Genomic DNA, 18989 nt, shown 5'->3' on the forward strand with positions numbered 1-18989 from the left:
ACTGCTCAACGGATGTAGCAATGGTGTAAAATGTACCCCAGAAGAACATCAACTCAACAGACGTTCGGTATTTAGAATTGTAAAGTGATTTAATTTTTAGTGATAAACCCAAAATCCCCTATTTTTTTAAGGCCGTTCTCATATATGAGGCGGTCTTTTTTTATGGGAATGGTTTCATTGAATGATTGAAAAATTAAAAGATTTAAATTACTTAAAGAAATATAAATATCATCTCGACAGCAGGAGAGATCTAAACCTCTCAAGCGTTTCAACAGTTACACAATTCAACAACTTAACAATCAAGAAAAGTGAGATTTCTCTTCGGCTTCGCCTCATTCGAAATGACGTAGTAGTTTGAGGAGAACGTATTATGAATTTTGATAAAAAGCTACTTTCAGTAAAACGTCATCTGGACGAATGGAGAGATCTCAAACTCTTCAAACAATTAACCAATTATACAATTCAGAAATATAAATATGTTAAATATTTTATAGTTGACCGTGGTCATTCTATACGTACGAGTAATAGCGGAAATTTGCTACAAATAAATTAGCTTAGAATGATAAAGAATAAATTAAAAGGAATATTTCTAATTTGTGTTTTTAGCTTGAATTTTCAGGTTGCAAGCGCATTTATAGATAAAAAGGATGTTAATCCTTTTCCAGAAGAACAGAAGATAGAACTCGAGGCGTCTTCTACTAATTATTCCGAAGGAAATTTAGTCTTGTCGACTTCATTTTTGGATACATTGATAACCGAAGTTAAAGAGTTTATAACAGCCATAGGGATTTTGTAATAATATTTGAGGGATTATTATTTACAATTGCGCCAAAAGTAAAAAGGCTATTTCGATTAAGAAATAGCCTTTTTATATGGATTGAAGTGAAGTAAATTAGTTTTGAACTTTCTTCTTAAATTTATCAAAGTCTGAATCGCCAGTTTGTTTTGGCCATGCATTGTTTTCGGTGTCGATATCTGCAGTTTCAGCTTTTGGATCTACTACAATACTTGTAATTTCTTTGTCTGTAGCAAATACTTTTTTCACCTCTTTATCATTTTTTCTCCAAATTTCAACAGGGTAGGTAATGTTTTCCGTAGTACCGTCTTTAAAAGTGTACTCTACAATAAGAGGCATTGGGATACCGCCTGGTTTTGAATATGTAATTTCGTAGAAATATTTAGGAGCCTTCATGCTGTTTCTTTCCGCAGGCGTAAAGTTGTCCATTAAATATTCGTTTAACGATTTGAAGTTTTCTTGTTCTGAACGTTTTGAAACTTCGTTTTTATAATCGTCACTATCTTCAGCAACAAGATAAACTAGGTCTGGAAGATCAGACTCAGCCATTCCTCTTTGCTCTAAAATTTCTCTTACACGTGCATTTGGTGTTGATGAAACATAATATTTTTTTACGTCTTGAACACCTATGTCAACAAAATCGGTAGTGTAGAACCATCCTCTCCAAAACCAATCTAAATCTACTGCAGAAGCGTCTTCCATTGTTCTGAAGAAATCTTCTGGAGTTGGGTGTTTAAACATCCAACGTTGTGCGTAGGTTTGGAATGCGTAATCGAATAACTCATGTCCCATTACAGTTTCTCTAAGAATGTTAAGTGCAGTTGCAGGTTTTCCGTAAGCATTTGCACCAAGTTGATAAACATTCTCTGGGTTTGACATAATTGGAGCGATAAAGGCTTGGTCGCCTTTCATATAATCTACAATTTTAGAAGGCTCACCTCTACGAGAAGGATATTTTCCGTCTGGACCAACAGCTTCTGGGTATGCAATTGCAAATTCTTGCTCGGTTAAATATTGACAAAAAGTATTGATTCCTTCATCCATCCATCCCCATTGACGCTCGTCTGAGTTTACAATCATCGGGAAGTAGTTGTGTCCAACTTCGTGAATAATTACACTAATCATTCCAAATTTCACACGGTCGCTATACGTTCCGTCTTCTTCTGGACGACCATAATTCCAACAAATCATAGGGTATTCCATCCCTTGATTTTTAGCGTGTACAGAAATTGCTTTTGGATAAGGATATGCAAAAGTGTGTTTTGAGTATGTTTTTAAAGTTTGAACTACAGCTTTTGTAGAATATTCTTCCCAAAGTGGGTTCCCTTCTTTTGAATAAATAGAAACAGCCATTACTGTTTTTCCATTTTCCATTTTAACAGCTTGTCTTTCCCAGATGTATTTTCTTGAAGTTGTAAAAGCAAAGTCACGTACGTTTTCAGCTTTTAGTTTCCAAGTTTTTCTGTCGGTTGAATGTCCTTTTTCGTTTTCTCTAGCTTCAGCTTCGGTAACAATAAAAACAGGTTTGTTATATGATTTTTTTGAGTCTTCGTAACGCTTGTACATATCGTCAGAAAGTACTTCTTTAGGGTTTTGTAAAACTCCTGTTCCGTCTAAAACATGATCTGAAGGTACGGTAATGTTTACTTCGTAATTTCCGAAAGGAAGTGCAAACTCTCCGCTTCCCCAGAATTGGTGGTTTTGCCAACCTTCAACGTCGTTGTAAACAGCCATACGAGGGAAAAACTGTGCAATTACATAGTTTTTGTTTCCGTCAGGGAATTCTTCGTATCCGCTACGCGCTCTATCAACTAAGTGATTGTTTACATTGTACCACCACTTGATGTTAAAAGTATATTTTTCTCCTGGCTCTAATGGTTTGTCAAGATCTACACGCATCATTGTTTGATTGATGGTGTAAGGTAAGTTTTTACCTTTTGCATCTTTTACTTCCTGAATATTGAAACCACCATCAAAAGGCTCGCTGTAATATTTTTTAGCAAAGCTTGCTGTTTCTTCAGCAGGAGGAACACCATCGCCATTTCTTAAAGGCGACTTAGAGTCTTTTGCTCTTACGTTTTGATCGAGCTGTACCCATAAAAATTCCAATTTGTCTGGAGAATTATTGGTGTAGGTAATAGTTTCTCTACCGGTTAATTTTTGAGTGTCGTCGTTGAGTTCGATATCCATTTTATAGTCCGCTTGTTGCTGATAGTAAGCAGGACCTGGAGCTCCAGAACCCGTTCTGTACATGTTTGGAGTAGCAAACTCCTCGTACATTTGTCTGAATTTGTTTGTGTTAGTGTGGCCTTGTTCTTTTTCTTTTTGGTCTTCTTGAGCGAAAACACCACTAAAAGATAAGAAGCAAAAACCTGCTAATAGGTACTTGAATTTGTGCATAGTTTGTTTAGAAATGAATTAAGGGTTGGAAATTAAATAATTTGTAAATTTTTATGAATTAAAGTTACAATTTTAACATAGCTTTATCATTCTGTTTTATCAACATAAAGCTTTTTTTGCGATTTTCTATGTTTATATGAACTACATTTTGTTGTTCTGGATAGATGTCGAAAAGTACTTTGCTTTGAATACTGATGGAATGTATTTTTTTTGATTTGAGTTTTGGAACTTCTAAGTAGCATTTCATAACGTCTACATCGTATTCTTTTCCGATGAAATTCCAAGTAACTTCTTCTCCATTTACATACACTATAAATTTGTCGTGCAGGTATTTTTCAATATAAAAATCGACGTTTTCGAGTTCTTTTTTAGTTTTTAAATTTGCATTGATGGCGTAGCGCTCTTTGAAGAGTTTTTCCATATCATCAATAAAATACCTAGAAATTATCTGAAGCGCTTGGTCTTCTTCAGCGTAGTTTACATCGGTTACGCTTACATAAAATTTATGATACACACCAAAACTCAACAGTGGTAAGAGCAAAAATAGGAGGAGGTATTTTTTCATGATTTTGAAATATCTTTTTTATGCTTCGCGAGTTTCTTCCGAAGCAATTAAATTTATTATTCGATATTGTTTACAGTTTTAAAATCGGCACTTTTCAGTTCCAAAAAAGCCAAAATTTGTAGCGGATCGTTGTTTTCAATCTCTTTAAATTTTGGGTCAACTGCACAAAAATACATAAACCTATCTATATAATCTTCGGGGATTTTTAAATCTTTAACATAGAAATCTACTTCAAAAAGCTCTTTCGTATCCATTAGTTTTACTTCTTCTTTTTGAAGTTTGATGAGCTTTTTTATCCGTTTAATTTTTCCGTTGATGGTATTTACAATCAAATCTATCGGTCCGTTTGAGGCAGTGTAGAGCATCCTTTCAGAATGTGTTTTCTTTTTAACAGTGGCATTTGGCAAACCTAAGCTTACTGCGTTTACCACATCATTTATAGGATTGTTTTTGATATCGTTGGTTAAATTTCCCGATAAACTATACGGAGTGATGGTAACTGGCGCCAACACATTAACTTTTTCAACCAGTGTTACTTCGAGGTATTTTTCAGCAATAATTTCTTCGGAAATCTCTACAAACTTTATTTCAAATTGAAGTGCCGTAAATACAAGCTGATCGTTTGCTTTGGCATCAATTTCAAAAAAACCTTCTTGGTTGGTAATGGTACTTGCGTTGCTGGTTTTGTTTAGCACATAAATCCCTTCTACTTCTGTGTTTGTGTTTACAACTTTTCCTTTAAGGGAGGTTCTAAAAACTTGTGCAGTAGCAATGTTTGCGGAGGCAATGAAAAGGATTATGAGTAAATTATTCTTCAGAGGCTTTTAAGGCGTTAAAGTTTTTACTTTCATCAACTAAAAAATCAATTAATTCGAATTCATGACTACGTTGCATAAGCGTTTGCGATGGTAATTTATCATCTACATAAAATAAAAATTCGTCTATTTGATCTTGCGGAATGTTTAAATCCATTACAAAAAACTCATCGTCGTATACTTGGCGTAACACCTGACTTGGTAGAATGATTTTAGTTTCTTCTTTGTCTTTATGCGATTTAAAGAGCGCCTTGTAAATGTTTACAAAATTAAGTCCGTTTACCATACCGCGCTGACTTACAGGAATGGCGTAGTTTACAGTTGGTGTAGCTTGGTCGGTTTCGTATGCGTATTGTTTAAACTCTTCATTTTTTAGACGAATATACTCGGCTCTGTCTTCTGGCGTAACAACTACTTGGTCGAGTTCGGTAATTTTTTCATTCACCTCTACAACAAGTCGGTTATTTTCCAAAATTTCATCGGTAATTTCTACAGTTTTAAATTCGTAATTCATTGCAGTAAAAGCCAATTTATCGCCTTTCTTCACCGTTATTTCAAACTCTCCATCTTTATTGGTAATCGTAGCTTTTTCAGTAGTAACATTAATTACATTTTCATTAGAAACGCTAGTATTGTGGTACATTACTTTACCTTTTAAAAGAACGGTGTTCTCTTGAGAAAGTACGAATAACGGACTCAAAATAAGAAGCAGGAAAAATAATTGCTTTTGCATGGAATTTGGTTTATAGTAGTTAAAACTAAAGTGTCAAAAATTGGTAACTTAATGTAAAGATAGCAATACTCGTTTAAATGTATCTTGCCATTTTTTAAAAAGTATTGAGGTTTTGATACTGTAAATAAATTATATCTTCGGATGAGATAAAAAAATATGCTGGTAAACTTTTGTTAAATGAAGTTTGATTTGTGATTTTGTAATAACAGTACAATTGATATTTACTTTTTTTTTTAACTGAATTTTTCATTTTTGTCTTGACACAAAAACGAAACAAAAAGGTCAAGACTGATTAAAAAAGTATAAGAAAATCTACGGAAACATCTTCCACAGATAAAAAGAACTCGCTCTGCTCAAACAGCTTTTTATCTTTTGCCTACACTGCTTCCTTGATTTTCAAAACTTTTTTAATAGGTCGGTATTTTAAAGTTAATGATTTTTTAAATTGAAATTGTTATTAAATGAAGCTTAGATTTCTTCTGAAAACAGATTCTTTATAATTTCAACCGAAAAGCGTATTTTCTTATATAAATTTACAAAAAATAACAGTGTGTTTTAAACTGAAAATACACGAGTTTAAAAGAAAGTTAATGAAAAAATTACTAATTGCAAGTACATCTACCGTTCACGGAAGTACCTATTTGGAATATATAGAAACGGCGCTTGCCGAATTTTTTAAAGATATACAAACCATCGTTTTTGTTCCGTATGCGCGACCAGGAGGAATTACACACGATGCATATACTGAAATTGCGCAAAATGGATTTGAGAAAATAGGAAAAAAAGTGGTGGGTTTACATACATTCGACAATCCTGTTGAAGCTATTGAAAGTGCAGAAGCTGTTTTTACAGGTGGAGGGAATACCTTTTTGTTGGTTACACAACTATATAAAAACGAAGTGATGGCGCCTTTACGAACACGTATTTTTGAAGGAATGCCGTATTTCGGAACCAGTGCAGGGGCAAATATTACAGGACTTACCATGCAAACCACCAACGATATGCCTATTGTCTATCCGCCAAGTTTTAAAACTTTGGGTGCTGTTCCGTTTAACATCAATCCGCATTATCTCGATCCCGATCCAACTAGCACACACAAAGGCGAAACTAGAGAAACCCGAATTAAAGAATTCCATACTATAAATACACAAGCTGTAGTTGGTCTACGCGAAGGGAGCTGGTTAGAAGTGCAAGGCGATGAAATTATACTAAAAGGACAATTGCCAGCACGAATTTTCGAACAAAACAAAACCCCTTATGAACTGGAAAGTGGGAGTAAAGTGAAGGTTTGATGGGGTAGAATATTACCTGATATATTTATAAATGAATAGTTATGACTACCGAATGTGATATTGTTTCAAACTGAGTTATAAGCTGTAGTTTATTCAAAAGTCTTTGAAGAATCTTCTGTAAGACGGTTTATTTCAGCGAGTTCTTTTTTGGTAAGATAACGCCATTCTCCTATAGGAACATCCAGCGAAACATTCATAATACGGATACGTTTCAAGGAGGTTACATTATAACCTAAGTATTCGCACATACGGCGTATTTGTCGGTTTAAACCTTGGGTCAGAATAATTTTAAAGGTATGCGCATCGATTTTTTCAACTTTACATTTTCGAGTAATGGTGTCTAAAATAGGAATTCCGTTACTCATTCGCTTTACAAAATCGTCGGTTATAACTTTGTCGACCGTTACAACATATTCTTTTTCGTGTTTGTTTCTTCCGCGTAAAATTTTGTTTACAATATCTCCATCGTTGGTTAAAAAAATAAGACCTTCACTAGGTTTGTCCAAACGTCCGATAGGAAAAATACGTTTCGGATAGTTTATAAAATCAATAATATTATCTTTTTCCACACGCGTATCGGTGGTGCAAACAATGCCGATAGGTTTGTTAAAAGCGAGGTATACAAAATCGTCTTTTGGAGTAGAAATAAGTTTTCCATCAACTCTAATTTCGTCGTCGCTACTTACTTTGGTTCCCATTTCTGGAATTTTTCCGTTTACGGTAACTCTGTTTTGCTGAATAAGTTTGTCGGCAGCACGACGCGAGCAAAATCCTACTTCGCTTAAAAATTTATTAATTCTAGTTAACTCCTTTTTCATAACCTAAAGGTACGTATTTCGCATAAAAAAAGCCCAACGTTATGTTAGGCTTTCTAGAGCGGGAGACGAGGTTCGAACTCGCGACATTCAGCTTGGAAGGCTGACGCTCTACCAACTGAGCTACTCCCGCAAATATTGTGGGTGCAAATATAACAAAACTCTATTTTTCTTTCCAAAACTTTTTTCGTTTTTTTTCTGAAGGAAATATTGATGAGGTTTATTATAATTACGTTATCTTGTATTATGCAATAAAAATCAAACAATGGAATTAACAATACAACACGAAAAAGCAGCTACTAAAGGGCGTTTTTTTGTAGAAAATGATAAAAAAACTTTGGCAGAAATGACCTATTCGGTAGCTGGAAGTGATAAAATTATTATCGACCACACCGAGGTAGACGACAGTTTGCGAGGACAGGGAGTAGGGCATAAGTTACTTGAAGCACTAGTTGCTTATGTTAGAGCCGAACAAATTAAAGTAATTCCACTTTGTCCGTTTGCCAAAGCGCAAATTCAAAAAAACACTTCGTATCACGATATTTTAGCCTAATGCATATTGTAAAAATAATCAGCGCTCAAGAAGCGCAAATTGTAAGGCATCCTGTTTTACGACCTGGTAAACCCTTAGAAACGGCAGTTTTTCCCGACGATGCTTTAGAAGATACTTTTCATGTTGGGGTTGTTGAAAATAATGAAGCTGTTGGTACAGTTACTTTTATAAAAAAGAAAAACAACCTATTTACTGCTAATAACCAATATCAATTACGCGGAATGGCTGTTTTAGATGTCCATCAGAAAAAAGGTTTTGGAGCTTTAATGGTTCAAAAAGCAGAAACAGTAATGTTGGAAAAAGGAGGTGATTTTATTTGGCTTAATGCACGTGAAATTGCAGTGCCTTTTTACAAAAAAATGGGCTATAAAATAGTTGGAGATGTTTTTCAAGTTCCAGAAATTGGACCACATTATTTGATGACAAAGAGTTTTTCTGAAAGTAATTAAAGTCTAATTTTGCAAAACATTTAATACCCTTTTACGATGCATTTTTTATCAGATGAATTAGAAGAATACGTAACCAATCACTCGGAAGACGAACCGATAATTTTACAGGAACTCGATAGAGAAACCAATTTAAAAACCTTGCAACCGCGTATGTTGAGCGGTCATTTTCAAGGGCGAGTGTTGAGTGTGCTTTCTAAAATGATGCATCCGAAAACGATTCTTGAAATAGGAACTTTTACTGGCTATGCTACAATTTGTTTGGCTGAAGGCATGCAAAAAGACGGTACGCTTCATACTATCGATATCAATGAAGAGTTGGTAGATTTTCAGCAGAAATATTTTGAAAAAAGCGGTTTTGCAAGTCAGATAAAGCAATATGTGGGGGATGCTACAACTATTATTCCAACTATTGATGCAAAGTTTGATTTGGTTTTTATAGATGCTGATAAACCAAATTATGTTGCGTATTTTGATTTGATTATCGATAAAATGAATTCGGGAGGTGTAATCTTATCGGATAATGTTTTGTGGAGTGGAAAGGTTGTTGAAAAACTTAAAAAGGGCGATAAAAGTACCGAAGCATTACTAGCGTATAATAAAAAATTAAAAGAAGACCCACGTGTGGAAACTGTGTTGTTGCCAATTCGCGACGGACTTACCTTGAGTAGAGTTTTATAGTTTGTTAACTAACATAAATTCGACGTTAGAATTATGAATGTGTAATAGATGACCTATTTAAAAAGTATTAAAATCAAGGAAGCAGGGTGGGCTGATAGATAAAAAGCTGTTTGAGCGGAGCGAGTTCTTTTTATCTGTGGAGAGGATGTTTCCGTAGATTTTCTCATGCTTTTTAAATCAGTCTTGACTTTCCTGCCTTCCGCAGGCAGGTTTGTTTCGTTTTTGTGTCAAGACAAAAATGAAAACATAATTAAAGTATAGGTAGTTGAGAGTTGTCTATATTTATTTTGAACTCATGTTCACTACCCATTTTTTGTGAATGGAATAAAACAACCAAGCCATAAGTATTCCGAAAATTGTTCCTGCTAAAATATCTGAAGGGTAGTGTACACCTACGTAGATTCGGCTAAACGAAAACAAAAGCGGCCACAAAAAAAGTAAGTATATCCATTGAAATCGATGCCTTAAAATCAGTACAAAAAAAGTGCAAACCGCAAAAGAACTAGCAGCATGCCCCGATAAAAAACTGTACGAATTTGGTTGAATTAAAATTCGGAGTAGGTCGGCAAAGTCAGCATTAGCACTTGGGCGAACTCTGGCAAATGCAATTTTGATGAGGTGGGTAAGTGTACTTGTTGAAAGGATAAGACACAAACTTATTAAAAGCGTTTTGTATAGTGCTTTTTTCTGATACGTTAAAATAACGAGGTATAGAATTAAAAAGTAAAGCGGTAACCATGTGGTAGGAGTGGTTACAGTTCTCCAAAAAGTATCGTATTTTTCAACTCCAAGATTGTTTAGGAAAATCAACAAGTCTTGGTCGTACTTTAGGAGTTTCTCAAACATTAAAGCTTACGTTTTACAGAACCCGAAAAATCTTCAATTTCGTCTCTTACTTGCGTAATTTCTTTCTGAATATCATTAGTGAAACTAGTGTCAATTCCGTTTTTTTCGGCACTTTTTTGAATTTCAGACTTTACTTCGTTGGTAGCATCTTTTAATTGGCGCATACCTTTTCCGAGTCCTCTTGCAATTTCAGGAAGCTTATCCGCACCAAAAATCATCACGACTAAAAATAAGATGAATACAATCTCTGCTCCGCTAATAAATAAAAACATAGTTCTTCCCTTTTTTGAAAACGTTTTCAAGTTTAAAATAACTTCAAACGCACACCACAAATATAATGAAGTTTAGTGTCAATAAAGAAAACATTTAACGCATCACCTTAAATTATTCGGCATATGCGTTTTGGTACGTATTTTCTTGAAGGATGTTAAGCATGTCTTTTTCCAAAGTTTCAATCGTATATTCTACAATTCGATTGCGCTCTTTTTCGTTTTCGTAAAAAATAATGGTAGGAACATTGGTGATGTTTAGCCCTTCTTCAAAATTTTCAGGAGTGGTTTTCTCACGCGACATGGTAATTAGCGTAAAGTTGTTGTAATCGTACCCAGCTTGATCCATCACCTTAAAAAAATGTGGAACTTCTCTTTGGCTATCGCTACACCAAGTCCCCATGAAAATTTTTATTTCAAGGTCTTTCACAAGCGGTTTTAATTGCGCCACAATTTCTTGGTTGGGAGTGTATGCTTCATAAGTACTTTCAAACCATTAGCTATGAGGAGCAACTTCCAAGTCTTCACGAGTATGTTGTCCTATCAAAACATCATTTTCAACAGTTTCGGTTGTAGTTGTTGTTTCAGTTGTGTTTTCTTGAGTATCTGTTTTCTTTGATTTTGTTCCGCAGGCAATTGTTAAGGTTGCTATACTGAATACAAGGAGCGCTTTTTTCATGGATTCTGATTTTATTTTTTTCTGCTGAAAGCGAAGTTTATAATAAAAACTGTCTTTTTAAAACATAAAACCTTACATTTTAAAAAGACAGTTTTGTAATTGTTTTTAAACCAAAGAATGTCTAGTCATGGCTTTTGGTTGTTCAATGCCCATGAGCTTTAAAATGGTTGGAGCGATGTCTCCCAAAACACCATCTTTAATTTCTTTTAGTTCATTATCTACCAAAATTAACGGCACCGGATTGGTAGTGTGTGCGGTATTTGGACTTCCGTCTGGATTTACCATAGTATCGCAATTTCCGTGGTCGGCAATTACGATAGTTGTATAACCGTTTTCAGAAGCTGTTGTAATTACATCTTTTGCGCATTCGTCTACTGTTTCGCAAGCTTTAATTGCAGCTTCCATAATTCCGGTATGTCCTACCATGTCTGGATTTGCAAAGTTTAAGCAAACAAAATCTACCGTGCCTTTTTTAAGTTCTGGTACAATGCTATCACGAATTTCGTAGGCGCTCATTTCTGGTTTTAGGTCGTATGTTGCCACTTTTGGAGAAGGGCAAAGTAAACGCTTTTCATTTTCGAAAGGCTCTTCTCTTCCGCCGTTAAAGAAAAATGTAACGTGCGGATATTTTTCAGTTTCAGCAATTCTAATCTGACTTTTACCAGCTTTTGAAATGGTTTCTCCAAGCGTGTCAATAATGTTGTCTTTGTTGTAAACTACATGTACATTTTTAAAAGTCTCGTCGTAATTGGTCATCGTAACAAAATACAAATTAAGTTTTTGCATTTGTTGCTCTGGGAAGTCTTGTTGTGTAAGTGCTTGCGACAGTTGACGTCCTCTGTCTGTTCTGAAATTATAAAAAATAACTACATCGCCTTCCTCAACTTTTGCTAGTGCATTGTTGTTTGCGTCTTGTAAAACAATAGGTTTGATAAACTCATCGGTAATACCATTGTCGTAGCTCTCTTGCATTGCTTCGAGTGCATTTTTGTAGGGAGCCCCTTGTCCGTTTACAATTAAATCGTAAGCAAGTTTAACACGTTCCCAACGTTTATCTCTATCCATTGCGTAGTAACGCCCAATTACAGATGCTAGTCTGGCGTGAGTTTTAGCGCAGTGTTTCTGAATTTCTTCAATAAAGCCTTTTCCACTTTGCGGGTCTACATCACGTCCGTCGGTAAAAGCATGAACAAAAACATCTTTTAAACCAAAATTGTAGGCAGCATCCAACAAACCTTCTAAATGTTTAATATGAGAATGCACACCACCATCACTCAATAGTCCTAAAAAGTGTATTTTTTTATTGTTTTCCTTAGCGTATTCAAAAGCCTTTTTAAGTTCTTCTTCTTTAGCTAAAGTTTTGTTCTCAATCGCCATATTTATTTTAGCGAGGTCTTGATAAACAATTCTTCCAGCACCCAAATTCATGTGTCCAACTTCACTGTTTCCCATTTGTCCTTCCGGAAGTCCAACATTCATTCCGTCGGTTAACAAATTGGCATTTGGATATTTTTGGTATAACGAATCTATAAATGGAGTGTTGGCATTTTCAATTGCCGATATTTTTGGATCTGGCGATTTTCCCCAGCCATCCAAAATCATTAGTATTACTTTCTTATTCATGTCAAAATTTATTATCCTTCAAAGATACTATTATAATAATTTTTATTGAAAATCAAAGCTAGGTTTGTTGCCAAAGATTCTAATCTTTCAAAAAATAATCCTAAAACAACATTTCTCTAACATTATCCTTCAGAATACGTTAAACATACGTTAAAGATATGTTGCTACTGAAACAATCTTTCTTCGGAAGCGTCTTTTTTATATAACCCATTAAATTATTAATTATGAAAAAGTTAGCATTTGTAATGATGTTTGTGTTTGCCACAGGAAGTATCTTTGCATCATCATCAGAAAACAAAAAAACATTAGAAACTGCACCACAAGTTTCTGTCCTTAAAAAGTCGCCAAAAGTGTCGCCTTTTTGCATGTCTATCGTAAAAGGAGATTTTGACACGGTGAAAAAATTAATCGACTTAGGAGCAGATGTAAACGAAAAATCAAACGGATTAACGCCTGCGATGTACGCCGCAAAGTTTAACAGAGTTGATATTTTGGAGTTGTTAATTAACAACGAAGCAAACGTAAAAGCAAAATGCTCGGAAAAAGGATTTACTGCTATGGATTACGCAAAATTATCGAATGCGCATGATGCCATAGGAGTGTTAGAAAAAGCATTAAATTCTTAATAAGATACCAAGGAGACTTTGTTCTATTTTAAGAAATTAATTTGATTTAGCGATCAAAAAATCCCGCCAATGGCGGGATTTTTTTTAAACTTCACCTACCAATCTTATTGATGGATGAAGTTTTTCCAAAAATAACCTATCCTATTACATTGGAAAGCCGGTAAAAAGTCTGTAAAAGAAGGCATAGATAACAACTAAAAATACTAGAAAGAAAAACCAAGAAAGTACTTTTAGAAATGTTGCTGCGTAACCATTCTTTAATTCTGAAAAAGAACTCTTATAAAGCTCTTTGAGAAGTAAAAGTGTTGTCATACAAAATATTTAAAACTAATTAATAAATGATTTTTTAGCTTTAAATAGATTATTACAAAGTTAGAGTGTAGGGACTAAAGGTTGATTTATACCCTAAAACTAATGTATTTTATGTAAGATAAAAAGTGTTAAAATTCAAAACCGATAAGTAGCTTTATTTTTAGTTAAAATGCATAACTATAAGGTTTTATACATTTCGATCGCTTCTTGAATTTTTTCAATTCTATTTTCTGGATCTGGGTGAGTGCTTTGAAACTCTGGAGTTCGATTTGGTCCTGCAGCCGATTTTAAAATTTCCATCACACCAATCATTTCTTCTGGGTTGTAGCCCGATTGGATCATGAATTTTACACCTAAATTGTCACTTTCCAATTCGTCGTCTCTTCCGTATTTCATATTAATTACGTTGGCAACAACAGCAGCCATTTGTGTAGCCGATTGACTATCGCTTCCAACAGCAACACCACTTAAAATTCCTTGTGTTAAACCTTGTTTCGAAATCCTATCGGCAGAGTGTCTACCAACAACATGACCTATTTCATGACCTAAAACTCCAGCCAGTTGATCTTCGTTTTCGAGTTGTGAGAAAAGTGCGTAAGTAATAAAAACCTGCCCTCCCGGAAGTGCAAAAGCATTAATAACATTTGGATCTGCCAATAAATGAAAGTCAAATTGGTATGGACTTTCAGCTGCAACACTATTTTTTACTAATTTTTCACCCACTGCATCAACCAAAGCTTGGTAATTATTGTCGGGATATAAACCTCCGTGCTGCTGTGCCATTTGCGGAGCACTTTGTAGTCCTATGGCAATTTCTTCTTCTGGAGATAACGAAATATGCTGTTCTTTTCCAGTATACGGGTTTTCTTCCGAAGAAGCACAATATTTTATCACTGCAAACAATGCAATGGCAATTCCTATAAAAAGTTTAATCCTACTTCTTCCGCGCATAATTTCAAAAGATTAAAATGTTTTATCTTCGATAAAATTACAAAAAAAACTTACTCCTTTAATGCTGGATTAATATCGAATACATTATTTTTTAAATACGTTTGCATAAAACTATCGGTAAGATATTCGCTCCCTAATAATTTATTAGTTTTTAAAATTTCAATGATTGCAACATTTTTGTAAGCATCCAACATAGGTTTTGAAATTGCTTTGTAGCTGTAGTGCCATGGCTCGTACTTAAAGCCTTTTCGGTTTGGATTGTCGGTGTACACTATGTAAAATCCGTATGTGTTTGCGTTTTTGTCAAGCCATTCCTTAAGGGCGCAAAAAGGACCTGTTCCATGAAATTTATCCGGGTCCAAAACATCGTTTTGTACGTTTTTATTTCCGTCGATAATATCGATGTCGGTACCCCAATGATGTCTCGATGTTCCAGGAATTGTTGAGTATTCAATAATTTTCTCGATGGCTTGTTCCGGACTCATACCTCGCTGTGTGTAGGCTTTATATTTGCGTTCGAAAATACCTTTTTGACGGTCAAAATTTCGATATCCCGAAACCACTTTAATCGCAATTCCATCTTTTTTAGCAGCTGCTTTCATCTTTAAAAAAGCGTCATAGGCCTCTTTTTGCAAACCAATTCCATCGCCGTATAATTCAGGATTTCCTTTGCCTATCAATTGCTCAACGCTGTATTTTTCTTGTGCACTCACAATCGATAAGCACACACAAAAAATAATTGTAAAGGCGGCAGTTTTATATTTTTTCATGTGTAATTTTTTAGAAGCACTATTGCTGTTTTGTTTTTCGATGGCTGTTACCTGCCTGCCTGACGGTAGGCAGGCTTTCACCACTACACGGTAGTTGGTTCAATCAGGGCTAGCGAGTTTCGTTGTTGTCGATTTACAATTTCTATTCCGAAGAAAAAAACGAGATGCGTAAAGATACAAAATACCTTTTTTGGGAAAAAAGTTGCAAAGAATCAAAGTAACAGAGGTACAAAGTTCAAACTAAAACAAACCTTTTACTTATTAACTCGCATTTAAACAATTAACCGATTCAACGCTTCAATAATATGAGATGTCTCGACTCCGCCTGTCTGCCGACAAAGGCAGGCTCGACATGACTGTGCCAAGAGTTCAGCATAAAAATAAAGTTTAGATTGAAAATCTTTAATGTTTCACTTTTTGGCCAATTCAACAATTACACGATTTAAGAGTTAAACAGAGTAGACACCTCGACTCCGCTCGGTGTGACAGTGATAAAAAGTTGCAAGTATTCAAAGTAACAGAGGCACAAAGTCTAAATCTAAATAAACCTTTATTCTTTTATTTCTTTACTCTCAATTCAACAATTCAACAATTACACGATTTTACAGTTAAACAGAATAGACACCTCGACTCCGCCTGTCTGCCGACAAAGGTAGGCTCGGTGTGAGAGTGATAAAAAGTTGCAAAGATTCAAAGTGGCAGAGCTACAAAGTTTAAATCTAAATAAACCTTTACTCTTTTACTCTCAATTCAACAAATCATCAATTACACGATATTACAATTTATAAATGCAAAGTGTCAATTCGAACTAGTTTCAGATTCCCATATTCTTAGGTTGCGATTCCAAATTAAGTCGTTATTTTTGTGCAAACCTCGAATTTATGCAGTTTCAAAATACACTCAGTTTTGCACAACAACTAGACGCAAAAGATACTTTAGCACCTTATAAAAACGAATTCACGTTTCCGGTAATTAACGGAAAAGAAGTTATTTATTTTACAGGAAATTCTTTGGGGTTACAGCCAAAACGCACCCAAGCCTATGTAAATGAAATTATGAATGATTGGGCAGGATTGGCTGTAGAAGGTCATTTTAAAGCAGAAAAACCTTGGTGGGATTACCATGAGCGTTTGGCTGCGCCATTAGCAAAAGTGGTAGGAGCAAAGCCAGAAGAAGTAACTGTGATGAATACATTAACGGTAAATCTTCATTTGTTGATGGTGTCTTTTTATCGTCCTTCAGCAAAAAGATTTAAAATTATTTGTGAGGAAAAAGCGTTTCCTTCAGATCAATATATGTTGGCAAGTCAAGTTCGTTTTCATGGGTATAATCCAGACGAAGCCATTGTAGAAGTTAAAAAACGTGAGGGAGAAAATTTTTGGCGAACGGAAGATATTTTACAAACAATTGAATCGGTTGGCGATGAACTTGCATTAGTTTTAATAGGAGGAGTGAACTATTACAACGGACAAGTTTTTGATATGAAAGCAATTACTGAAGCCGGACAAAAACAAGGGGCTTTTGTAGGTTGGGATTTGGCGCATGCTGCTGGAAATATTAAACTTCAATTACACGATTGGGGTGTTGATTTTGCCGCTTGGTGTAGTTATAAATACATGAACAGCGGACCGGGAAATGCATCGGGGATTTTTGTGAATGAAAAGTATTTAAATCGAAAAGATATTCCTCGTTTTGAGGGTTGGTGGGGTACAAAAAAAGAAACTCGTTTTTTAATGAAACCAGAGTTTGAGCCTATGGAAAATGCTGAGGCTTGGCAAATAAGCAATGCTCCTGTAATGGCTATGGCGCCGTATTTGGCTTCTCTTTCTTTGTTTGATGAGGTGAAAATGGATATCCTTATCGAGAAGAGTAAATTACTAACGGCTTATTTAGAGTTTGTTTTGCAGGAGATTGACAAGGAAATAGGCAGTTCTACCATTTTTGAAATTATAACCCCAAAAGAACGCGGTTGCCAGTTATCGGTATTTTTACACGGACAAGGGAAAGCGTTGTTTGATTATTTAATGGAAAACGGGGTAGTGACCGATTGGCGTGAGCCCAATGTCATCAGGTTAGCACCAACTCCTTTTTACAATTCGTTTGAAGAGATGTACCGATTTGGACAAATTTTGAAACAAGGAATTTTAAAACATTAAAAAAAAAGGTTGTTTAATTTAATTAAACAACCTTTTTGATTTATAATAAACATGAGACATTAATTTAATGTCATCGGAATTTCCATTAAGAGTAATTTGGTGCTTGTATCGGCAACAATATTTAGGGTGTCAACTTCTTCAATTCCTAAAGCGTCTCTACGGTTAAGTTTTTCTTCATTTATAGAAACATCACCTTCTAACACAAAAGCATAAACACCATTTTCTGGGTTGTGAAGTTTGTACTCCAATGTTTTCCCTTCATCCATTTCAGTAATATTAAACCAAGCATCTTGATTGATAGTTACTCCAGCATCGTTTTTGTTTGGAGATACTATTTGCTGAAATTTATTTTTTCGGTCTTCTAACTTTAAACTTATTTGGTCGTACGTAGGAGTAACATTTCTCTCTTTTGGCATTAACCAAATTTGAAGCAGTTTAAGCTCTTTGTTTAAATTTTTGTTGTATTCGCTGTGCATAATTCCAGTTCCGGCCGACATCGATTGTACATCTCCTTCTCTGATAACTTCTTTGTTTCCCATACTGTCTTCATGCTCCAAATCGCCCGAAAGCGGAATGGTAATAATTTCCATATTGTCGTGCGGGTGTTTCCCAAAGCCCATTCCTGGGGCAATTGTATCGTCGTTTAAAACTCTTAAAACACCAAAGTTCATTCGTTGTGGGTCGAAATAATTGGCAAAACTAAAACTGTGATATGCATTGAGCCAACCGTGGTTTGCATGACCACGGGTATTGGCTTTATAAAGTGTTTTTTTCATCTTTTTTAAGCTTTTTTTACTACTGATTTAGACGTAGTTCTTGCTGTTTTCTTACAAGCGGAATACAACAAGGAATTTTGATTGAAAGTAGCTTTTATTCTTCCGAAGTACTAATATCGATATTGGTGAAGTACAACTTAAACCTTCCGTTTTCGTTTTGGTGCATGGTGGCTAACTTGATACCTTTTATTTCCTTGTAATCTTCCCAAGTTGTCATCATACATTTTGACGAACTGTTGTTCTCTCGATATACCCATTCTTGCACTTCGTTGTCTTGATTCATATAAAAATCGTACGCATCGCCAGGGGTATAACCACCTTCGTTAGCATAAACAATGGTTAGTTTTTTCAACGAGTCGTTGCTAATTGGAGCCAAGTCTTTGTCTGTAGTTTCGTAAGTAATTCCTTTGTCCCAAACCAATTTGTAGGGAGCAAGTAACCAATAAACATCGTTTATAAAGTTTTTGTCGGCCGCCAATTCTTCATCACTTAAAATTTGACTTCTTTTAAAAGTGAGAGCATCACCATTTTTAATAAGTGTTACTTCATTGGTTTTTGGTTTCCAAACCCAACTTCTTTCAAAATGGGCGGTATCTCTATCTACATTAAAAGTGTATTTTATTTCTTCAACCGAGTTCCAGTTTTCAAAACCGTTGGTGTAAGCTATTTCTTCTAAAGGATTTAAATTTTTTGGAGTGACTTTTTCTTTTTTACAACTATAAAAAAGAACAACAGCGCAGAGTAATAGTACAAATGGTCTCATCGGGGTTTTTTTTATAAAAATAGTTATTTTTTTGAATGCACATAAACTTTGTTGTTTTTGTTGAATTGTAAACTGAAATTTTAAACAATAAAAAACGCCTCTTAATGAAAAGAAGCGTTTTA

22 protein-coding genes and 1 tRNA gene are annotated in these 18989 nt (G+C 35.0%); 7 read left to right on the forward strand and 16 right to left on the reverse strand.

Features of this window, described 5'->3' with window-relative positions:
• Positions 1 to 559 precede the first annotated feature (559 nt).
• On the forward strand, positions 560 to 796 hold the full coding sequence (locus tag JMA43_RS07060; protein WP_342155784.1) for a hypothetical protein: 237 nt from the start codon (positions 560 to 562) through the stop codon (positions 794 to 796).
• A gap of 96 nt (positions 797 to 892) precedes the next feature.
• On the opposite strand, the gene JMA43_RS07065 is transcribed toward JMA43_RS07060, so the two are convergent.
• The 4 genes from JMA43_RS07065 to JMA43_RS07080 all read right to left on the reverse strand — a co-directional run bounded on the left by JMA43_RS07065 (position 893) and on the right by JMA43_RS07080 (position 5309).
• Positions 893 to 3196, reverse strand: a complete 2304-nt coding sequence (locus tag JMA43_RS07065; RefSeq protein WP_342155785.1) for a M1 family metallopeptidase — start codon at positions 3194 to 3196, stop codon at positions 893 to 895.
• 64 nt (positions 3197 to 3260) lie between these two features.
• The gene (locus tag JMA43_RS07070; RefSeq protein WP_342155786.1) at positions 3261 to 3761 is read right to left on the reverse strand and encodes a DUF6702 family protein; all 501 of its coding nucleotides are present in this window, start codon (positions 3759 to 3761) and stop codon (positions 3261 to 3263) included.
• A 56-nt stretch (positions 3762 to 3817) separates the two neighbouring features.
• On the reverse strand, positions 3818 to 4456 hold the full coding sequence (locus tag JMA43_RS07075; protein WP_342155787.1) for a hypothetical protein: 639 nt from the start codon (positions 4454 to 4456) through the stop codon (positions 3818 to 3820).
• A gap of 112 nt (positions 4457 to 4568) precedes the next feature.
• On the reverse strand, positions 4569 to 5309 hold the full coding sequence (locus tag JMA43_RS07080; protein ID WP_342155788.1) for a carboxypeptidase-like regulatory domain-containing protein: 741 nt from the start codon (positions 5307 to 5309) through the stop codon (positions 4569 to 4571).
• Positions 5310 to 5899: 590 nt separating this feature from the next.
• Between JMA43_RS07080 and pepE the strand changes: the two genes are divergently transcribed.
• Positions 5900 to 6601, forward strand: coding sequence for a dipeptidase PepE (pepE, locus tag JMA43_RS07085; RefSeq protein WP_342155789.1), 702 nt, complete (start codon positions 5900 to 5902; stop codon positions 6599 to 6601).
• Positions 6602 to 6690: 89 nt separating this feature from the next.
• Here pepE and rluF read toward each other — a convergent pair whose 3' ends face one another.
• The gene (gene rluF, locus JMA43_RS07090; RefSeq protein WP_342155790.1) at positions 6691 to 7419 is read right to left on the reverse strand and encodes a 23S rRNA pseudouridine(2604) synthase RluF; all 729 of its coding nucleotides are present in this window, start codon (positions 7417 to 7419) and stop codon (positions 6691 to 6693) included.
• 57 nt (positions 7420 to 7476) lie between these two features.
• Positions 7477 to 7549, reverse strand: a tRNA-Gly gene (locus tag JMA43_RS07095).
• Positions 7550 to 7681: 132 nt separating this feature from the next.
• Between JMA43_RS07095 and JMA43_RS07100 the strand changes: the two genes are divergently transcribed.
• From JMA43_RS07100 to JMA43_RS07110, 3 genes are read left to right on the forward strand one after another with little or no spacing between them, the layout of a single operon-like run.
• Positions 7682 to 7969: a GNAT family N-acetyltransferase gene (locus JMA43_RS07100; RefSeq protein WP_342155791.1), complete on the forward strand. Its 288-nt coding sequence runs from the start codon at positions 7682 to 7684 to the stop codon at positions 7967 to 7969.
• On the forward strand, positions 7969 to 8418 hold the full coding sequence (locus tag JMA43_RS07105; RefSeq protein WP_342155792.1) for a GNAT family N-acetyltransferase: 450 nt from the start codon (positions 7969 to 7971) through the stop codon (positions 8416 to 8418). The genes JMA43_RS07100 and JMA43_RS07105 overlap by 1 nt, the downstream gene beginning before the upstream one ends.
• A 36-nt stretch (positions 8419 to 8454) precedes the next feature.
• Positions 8455 to 9096: an O-methyltransferase gene (locus tag JMA43_RS07110; protein ID WP_342155793.1), complete on the forward strand. Its 642-nt coding sequence runs from the start codon at positions 8455 to 8457 to the stop codon at positions 9094 to 9096.
• Between the two features lie 282 nt (positions 9097 to 9378).
• On the opposite strand, the gene JMA43_RS07115 is transcribed toward JMA43_RS07110, so the two are convergent.
• From JMA43_RS07115 to gpmI, 5 genes are all read right to left on the reverse strand, one after another.
• The gene (locus tag JMA43_RS07115; RefSeq protein ID WP_342155794.1) at positions 9379 to 9942 is read right to left on the reverse strand and encodes a phosphatase PAP2 family protein; all 564 of its coding nucleotides are present in this window, start codon (positions 9940 to 9942) and stop codon (positions 9379 to 9381) included.
• On the reverse strand, positions 9942 to 10214 hold the full coding sequence (locus tag JMA43_RS07120) for a Sec-independent protein translocase subunit TatA/TatB (protein WP_342155795.1): 273 nt from the start codon (positions 10212 to 10214) through the stop codon (positions 9942 to 9944). Before JMA43_RS07120 ends, JMA43_RS07115 begins: the two co-directional genes overlap by 1 nt.
• A gap of 112 nt (positions 10215 to 10326) precedes the next feature.
• Positions 10327 to 10662 (reverse strand): hypothetical protein, encoded by a 336-nt coding sequence (locus JMA43_RS07125; RefSeq protein ID WP_446719399.1) that lies wholly within the window; start codon positions 10660 to 10662, stop codon positions 10327 to 10329.
• Positions 10663 to 10707: 45 nt separating this feature from the next.
• A complete protein-coding gene (locus tag JMA43_RS07130) occupies positions 10708 to 10890 on the reverse strand; it encodes a hypothetical protein (RefSeq protein WP_342155796.1) in 183 nt (60 codons plus the stop codon).
• A gap of 105 nt (positions 10891 to 10995) precedes the next feature.
• Positions 10996 to 12513 (reverse strand): 2,3-bisphosphoglycerate-independent phosphoglycerate mutase, encoded by a 1518-nt coding sequence (gpmI, locus tag JMA43_RS07135; protein WP_342155797.1) that lies wholly within the window; start codon positions 12511 to 12513, stop codon positions 10996 to 10998.
• Between the two features lie 224 nt (positions 12514 to 12737).
• On the opposite strand from gpmI, the gene JMA43_RS07140 reads away from it, so the two are divergent.
• A complete protein-coding gene (locus JMA43_RS07140; protein WP_342155798.1) occupies positions 12738 to 13139 on the forward strand; it encodes an ankyrin repeat domain-containing protein in 402 nt (133 codons plus the stop codon).
• A 144-nt stretch (positions 13140 to 13283) separates the two neighbouring features.
• Here the strand turns inward: JMA43_RS07140 and JMA43_RS07145 are convergent, their stop codons facing one another.
• From JMA43_RS07145 to JMA43_RS07155, 3 genes are all read right to left on the reverse strand, one after another.
• Positions 13284 to 13451: a DUF6747 family protein gene (locus tag JMA43_RS07145; protein WP_342155799.1), complete on the reverse strand. Its 168-nt coding sequence runs from the start codon at positions 13449 to 13451 to the stop codon at positions 13284 to 13286.
• 177 nt (positions 13452 to 13628) lie between these two features.
• Entirely contained in the window at positions 13629 to 14402 is a 774-nt protein-coding gene (locus JMA43_RS07150) for a M48 family metalloprotease (RefSeq protein WP_342155800.1), read from the reverse strand.
• 50 nt (positions 14403 to 14452) lie between these two features.
• Positions 14453 to 15172 carry a M15 family metallopeptidase gene (locus JMA43_RS07155; RefSeq protein ID WP_342155801.1) on the reverse strand — a complete coding sequence of 240 codons (720 nt, stop codon included), beginning with the start codon at positions 15170 to 15172 and terminating at the stop codon, positions 14453 to 14455.
• A gap of 881 nt (positions 15173 to 16053) precedes the next feature.
• Between JMA43_RS07155 and kynU the strand changes: the two genes are divergently transcribed.
• A complete protein-coding gene (gene kynU / locus JMA43_RS07160) occupies positions 16054 to 17328 on the forward strand; it encodes a kynureninase (RefSeq protein ID WP_342155802.1) in 1275 nt (424 codons plus the stop codon).
• Between the two features lie 59 nt (positions 17329 to 17387).
• Here kynU and JMA43_RS07165 read toward each other — a convergent pair whose 3' ends face one another.
• Positions 17388 to 18104 (reverse strand): pirin family protein, encoded by a 717-nt coding sequence (locus JMA43_RS07165; protein ID WP_342155803.1) that lies wholly within the window; start codon positions 18102 to 18104, stop codon positions 17388 to 17390.
• 94 nt (positions 18105 to 18198) lie between these two features.
• Complete coding sequence (locus tag JMA43_RS07170; protein ID WP_342155804.1) at positions 18199 to 18867, reverse strand: hypothetical protein; 669 nt, start codon at positions 18865 to 18867, stop codon at positions 18199 to 18201.
• Positions 18868 to 18989: the final 122 nt, after the last annotated feature.

This window comes from Joostella sp. CR20 (genome assembly GCF_038433465.1).
Lineage (GTDB): Bacteria > Bacteroidota > Bacteroidia > Flavobacteriales > Flavobacteriaceae > Galbibacter.